Origin of the sequence: Pinirhizobacter sp. (genome assembly GCF_035317885.1) — a bacterium.
Lineage (GTDB): Bacteria > Pseudomonadota > Gammaproteobacteria > Xanthomonadales > Rhodanobacteraceae > Pinirhizobacter.
Genome location: NZ_DATHFX010000080.1, coordinates 1 through 5,537, shown reverse-complemented (window position 1 = coordinate 5,537; position 5,537 = coordinate 1). Strand labels below are relative to the sequence as shown.

Annotated in this window: 6 protein-coding genes; 5 read left to right on the top strand and 1 reads right to left on the bottom strand. The window is 67.8% G+C overall.

Features of this window, described 5'->3' with window-relative positions; all coding sequences use genetic code 11:
- Positions 1-59 precede the first annotated feature (59 nt).
- The gene (ubiA, locus tag VK519_RS02540) at positions 60-1,091 is read left to right on the top strand and encodes a 4-hydroxybenzoate octaprenyltransferase (RefSeq protein WP_324347359.1); all 1,032 of its coding nucleotides are present in this window, start codon (positions 60-62) and stop codon (positions 1,089-1,091) included.
- A 5-nt stretch (positions 1,092-1,096) separates the two neighbouring features.
- On the opposite strand, the gene VK519_RS02535 is transcribed toward ubiA, so the two are convergent.
- The gene (locus tag VK519_RS02535) at positions 1,097-1,789 is read right to left on the bottom strand and encodes a ComF family protein (protein WP_324347357.1); all 693 of its coding nucleotides are present in this window, start codon (positions 1,787-1,789) and stop codon (positions 1,097-1,099) included.
- Positions 1,790-1,839: 50 nt separating this feature from the next.
- Here VK519_RS02535 and bioB point away from each other — a divergent pair, with 50 nt between their 5' ends.
- The 4 genes from bioB to bioH form a co-directional block, all read left to right on the top strand.
- The gene (bioB, locus tag VK519_RS02530) at positions 1,840-2,844 is read left to right on the top strand and encodes a biotin synthase BioB (protein ID WP_324347355.1); all 1,005 of its coding nucleotides are present in this window, start codon (positions 1,840-1,842) and stop codon (positions 2,842-2,844) included.
- The gene (locus VK519_RS02525) at positions 2,841-4,031 is read left to right on the top strand and encodes an 8-amino-7-oxononanoate synthase (protein WP_324347353.1); all 1,191 of its coding nucleotides are present in this window, start codon (positions 2,841-2,843) and stop codon (positions 4,029-4,031) included. The genes bioB and VK519_RS02525 overlap by 4 nt, the downstream gene beginning before the upstream one ends.
- Before the next feature lie 6 nt (positions 4,032-4,037).
- Positions 4,038-4,775: a sulfurtransferase gene (locus tag VK519_RS02520; protein ID WP_324347352.1), complete on the top strand. Its 738-nt coding sequence runs from the start codon at positions 4,038-4,040 to the stop codon at positions 4,773-4,775.
- 47 nt (positions 4,776-4,822) lie between these two features.
- On the top strand, positions 4,823-5,537 hold a 715-nt coding region (gene bioH / locus VK519_RS02515; protein ID WP_324347361.1), incomplete at its 3' end, for a pimeloyl-ACP methyl ester esterase BioH.

Below are 5,537 nucleotides of genomic sequence, written 5' to 3'. Positions count from 1 at the left end.
AAGAAGTCGATGAAGATGAGATCTGACGCTTAACCGTGACATCGCGCGGCGCTAGACTCATGCCGATGAGTCCGCCGCGCAAACCGCGCCGTCGCCCCGCGACCGCCGCCACCAGGAAAGACCCGGTCCGCAAGCCGCAAGCCGTCGCGGCATCGACCCCTGCACGCCCCGCGGACGCGACCGCAGGGGCATCGAAGGTAGTCGACTGGCTGCTGGCCCGCCTGCCTCCCGCGTGGCGCGGCAAGGCCCGGGACTATCTGGTATTGACCCGGATGGACCGGCCGATCGGCGCCTTGCTTTTGCTTTGGCCTACCTGGTGGGCGCTCTGGATCGCCGCCGGCGATTTCCCGCCGTTCGGCCCCTGGGTGATCTTTACCCTGGGCGTGTTCTTCATGCGCGCGGCGGGTTGTGCCATCAACGACTTCGCCGATCGCAAGCTCGATCCGCACGTGGCGCGCACCGCCGGGCGGCCGCTGGCGACGGGCCGGGTTACGCCACGCGAGGCGCTGGCCGTGTTCGGCGTGCTGCTGCTGGCCTCGTTCGTGCTGGTGCTGTTCACCAACCGGCTGACGATTTACCTGTCGTTCGCCGGGGCGGCGCTGGCGGCGATCTACCCCTTCACCAAGCGCTACACCAACCTGCCGCAAGTGGTGCTGGGCGCGGCCTTCGGCTGGTCGATCCCGATGGCCTTTGCCGCGGTATCCGATACGGTGCCGCCGGTGGCGTGGCTGTTGTTCCTGGCCAATATCGTGTGGTCGACGATGTACGACACCCAATACGCCATGGTCGACCGCGAGGACGACATAAAGATGGGCGCGAAGTCCACCGCCATCCTGTTCGGCGATGCGGACCTGGCCATCCTTTGGATCCTGATGGGCACCTTCGTGCTGGCCATGGTGATGGTGGGCACGCGCGCCTCGCTGGCGTGGCCGTACTGGCTGTCGATCGTTGCCACGTGCTGCCTGTTCGGCTGGCAGCAGTGGCTCACCCGCGGCCGCGAGCGCATGGCGTGCCTGGCCGCCTTCCGCCACAACAACTGGGTGGGCCTGGTGTTGTGGGTGGGCATCGTGCTGGCCCTGGCCCTGAAGTAACCGCTTCAGGCACGCGCCAGCGCCCAGGCATCGACGGTCGTGGCACCGGCGGCCAGCAAGGCCCGCGTACAGGCCTCCATGGTGGCGCCGGTGGTCATGACGTCGTCGAGGATGGCCACGTGCGGCGGCACCGGGCCGGTGACGGAAAACGCATCGCGCAGATTGCCGCGACGCGCCTGGGCATCGAGTTCGGTCTGGGCCGTGGTTCGCCGCGAGCGCCGCAGGCAACTGAGCAGGGGCAGTCGCAGATGCCGGGCCAGCGGCCGCGCCAGTTCCAGCGCCTGGTTGTAGCCACGCGTCCGAAGCCGGGAACGATGCAGGGGAACCGGGATGATCGCGTCGGGCAACGGTAGCGACGGCTCGGCGGCGCACCACATCCACGCCAGCACCTTTCCACAGGCGAGGTCGCCATGGAACTTGAAGCGCGCCTCCAGTAGATCCAGCGGCCATGCATAGCGGAACGGTACCCAGGCGCCGGACCAAGGGGGCGGCTGGCGGACACAGCCGCTACATAGCGACAGGCTGGGCGGGAGCGGCAGGCCGCAACGTTGGCAGGCGTGGTGGTTGCTAGCCATGTCGGCCAGGCAGGCCATGCAAAGGTCCATGCCGTCACCGGGTGCATGGCAAAGCAGGCAGCGGGCGGGAAGCAGGCGATCTAGCGCCGCTGTAAACCTTCTGTTGATTAGTTTGGTTGACATAAAGGGATGTCCTTTCCACACTTCTGCCTTTACCCATCCCGGAGCCGCCGATGCCTGCCACCCTCCGCAACGACTGGTCCCGCGAGGAAATCCAGGCGCTGTTCGATCTTCCTTTCGGCGAGCTGCTGCATCGCGCCCACGGCGTTCACCGTGAGCACCACGACCCGCAAGCGGTGCAGGTATCCACGCTGCTGTCGATCAAGACCGGCGGTTGCCCGGAGGACTGCGCCTATTGTCCGCAGGCCCAGCGCTACGACACGGGGGTGAAGTCCGAAAAGCTGATGAGCGTGGATGCCGTGGTGGCGCGGGCGAAAGCCGCCCGCGATGCCGGCGCCAGCCGCTTCTGCATGGGCGCCGCCTGGCGTGCACCGAAGGATCGTGACGTGGAGAAAGTGGCGCGGATCGTCACCGCGGTGAAGGCGCTGGGCCTTGAGACCTGCGCCACGCTGGGCATGCTCTCAGGCCCGCAAGCGTCCGCACTGAAGGATGCGGGGCTTGATTACTACAACCACAACCTGGACACCGCGCCAGAGTTCTACGGTGAGATCATCCACACGCGCGACTACCAGGACCGCCTGGATACGCTCACCCACGTGCGCGACGCGGGCCTTCGCACCTGTTGCGGCGGTATCGTCGGCATGGGCGAATCGCCCGATGGCCGGTCCGGCCTGCTACAGGCGCTGGCCAACTTGCCCCAGCACCCTGAATCGGTGCCGATCAACCAGCTGGTGCGGGTGCCGGGTACGCCGCTGGCCGATGCCGAGCCGCTGGATCCGTTCGACTTCGTGCGCACCATCGCCGTGGCGCGGATCCTGATGCCGGCCTCGATGGTGCGTTTGTCGGCCGGGCGCCAGCAAATGGACGATGCCGTACAGGCGCTTTGTTTCCACGCCGGGGCGAATTCGATCTTCTATGGCGAGAAACTGCTGACCACCGGCAACCCCGATGTCGAACACGACCGCCAGCTGTTCAGGCGGCTGGGTATCCACGCGATGGAGATCGCCGCCGATACGGGCACCGTGCACGCCGACATCATCGAACCCTGCGCCGCGTGAGGCCCTCACCGCTGGCCGCATTGGCTGCGGCGGCCAACAAGCGGGAAGCTGATGGCCTGTATCGGCGCCTGCGCACGGTCGAAGCGGGCGACGGGCGGCAAGCCATGGTCGACGGCCGCCGTTACCTGGTATTCGGCAGCAACGACTACCTGGGGCTGGCCCATCATCCGGATGTGGTTGCCGCGCTCGGTCGTGCGGTCCAGGCGGGGTCGGGCGCCGCGCACCTGGTCAACGGGCACACGCGTGAACACGCCGCCCTCGAGGAAACCCTGGCCGACTGGACCGGACGCGAGAAAGCCTTGCTGTTTTCCACCGGCATGATGGCCAACGCCGGTGTCATGCAGGTCTTGCTGGGATCCGTGGCCGGATCGATATCGATCCAGGACCGCCTGAACCACGCCAGCCTGATCGACGGCGCGCGCGCCGCTGGCGCCGAGCTCCGGCGTTATCCCCATGGCGATGCCGACGGCGCGGCGCGGCAACTGGCCCTGCGCCCCGGCCACGCGGCGCTGGTGTCCACCGACGGTGTCTTCAGCATGGACGGCGACATTGCACCACTGGCGGAACTGGCCGCTATTTGCCGCCGCGAGGGCGCCCTGCTGCACGTGGACGACGCACACGGCCTGGGCGTGGTCGGCCAACGTGGCGCGGGCAGCGTGGCCGCGGCGAAGCTGGATGTGGCCGACGTCCCGGTTCTGATGGGTACGCTGGGCAAGGCGCTGGGCACCTCCGGCGCGTTCGTGGCCGGCAGCGCCAGCCTGATCGAGGGGCTCGTGCAGTTCGCGCGCAGCTATATCTACACCACGGCCATGCCGCCGGCGCTGGCCGCGGCCAGCCGGGTCGCGATCGGCGTGGCCCAGGCCGCCGACGATCGCCGCGCCAGGCTTGCGAACCTTGTTTCGCGGTTCCGCGCCGGCGCCGGCCAGTTGGGCTTGGCGCTGCTGCCGTCGTCCACGCCGATCCAGCCGCTGATCCTGGGCGAGGCGAGGCTTGCCAGCGCCGTGGCCGCTGCGCTTGCGGCGGAGGGCATCCTGGCCACGGCCATCCGACCACCCACCGTACCCGTGGGCAAGGCCCGGCTGCGCCTGACTTTTTCGGCCCTGCATGAGCCGCCGGACATCGATCGCCTGCTGGACGCCCTGGACCGGGCGGTCCCCGGGACGGCACGGGACCGCGCGGTACAATAGGCGGTCATGTCCACGCTCAATATCTCCGCTTACAAGTTCGTCGGCATCGACGATGCACCGGCCTTGCGCGAACGCCTGCTCGGGCAATGCACGGCGCTGGCACTCATGGGCACGATCCTGGTGGCCCCGGAAGGCATCAACCTGTTCCTGGCCGGCCCCCGCGGGGCGATCGACGCGTTCATGGACTTCCTGCGCGCCGATCCGCGCTTCGCCGACATCGCGCCCAAGGAAAGCCATTCGGCGCTGCCGCCCTTCAGGCGCATGCGCGTGCGCCTGAAGAAGGAAATCATCACCATGCGCCACCCGCTGGTGCGGCCGGAGCTTGGGCGTGCGCCCTCGGTGCCTCCGGCAACGCTCGCCCGCTGGCTTGATAGTGGATGCGACGACGAAGGGCGCGACGTGGTGATGCTCGATACCCGCAACGATTTCGAAGTGGACCAGGGCACGTTCAGCAACGTGGTCGATTTCCGACTGGCAAGTTTCGGCGATTTCCCCGAAGCCATTGCCGCCGATCGCGAGCGTTTCGCCGGCAAGACGGTCGTATCGTTCTGCACCGGCGGCATCCGCTGTGAGAAAGCCGCCATCCACATGCAGGACATCGGCATCGACCATGTCTACCAGCTCGAAGGCGGCATCCTTAAGTATTTCGAGGAAGTCGGCGCCACGCATTTCCGTGGCGAGTGTTTCGTCTTCGACGACCGCATCGCGCTGGATCCATCGCTCCGCCCGGCGGCCAAGGCGTGAGCAAGCTTTCCATCGATGTCCAGGGCGCAGGATCCACGCCGCTGGTGATGTTGCATGGGTGGGCGATGCACGGCGGCGTATTCGATCCACTGGTCGAGCGATTGCGCGACCGCTTCACTATGTACCTGGTGGATCTTCCCGGCCACGGCCGCTCCCGCGCGTCCACGTTGCCGCTTGAGCCGTTGGCGGTTGCTCGCGCGGTGGCGTCGGCCACGCCGCCGGCAGCGTGGCTGGGCTGGTCGCTGGGCGGCCTGGTGGCACTGACCGCCGCGCTTGACCTGCCTGGGCGCGTGAATGCGCTGGTCATGGTGGACGCTTCGCCGCGCTTCGTGCGTGCCGACGACTGGCCGCATGGGAGCGATCGGAATCTCGTACGCCAACTGGCCAGCGACCTGGCTGCCGATTACCAGGCCACGCTTGAGCGGTTCATCGCCCTGGAGGCCATGGGCTCAGGTGATCCGCGCGGCGAGGCGCGGCACCTGCGGGAACGGGTGTTCTCGCGCGGCGAGCCCGATGCCCGCGTACTGATGGAAGGCATCGCCCTGCTCGAGAACACGGATCTGCGCGGGCGCCTGTCCATGCTCAGGCCGCCCAGCCTCTGGCTTGCCGGCCATCGCGACCGCGTGGTTCATCCCGCCGCCATGCAGGCGGCCGCAGCGCTGTGCGACGGCCGCTTCATCGATATTCCCCACGCGGGGCACGCTCCATTCATCGGCCATGCCGATGTCGTTGCCTCGGCCATCACGACCTTCATCGACACCT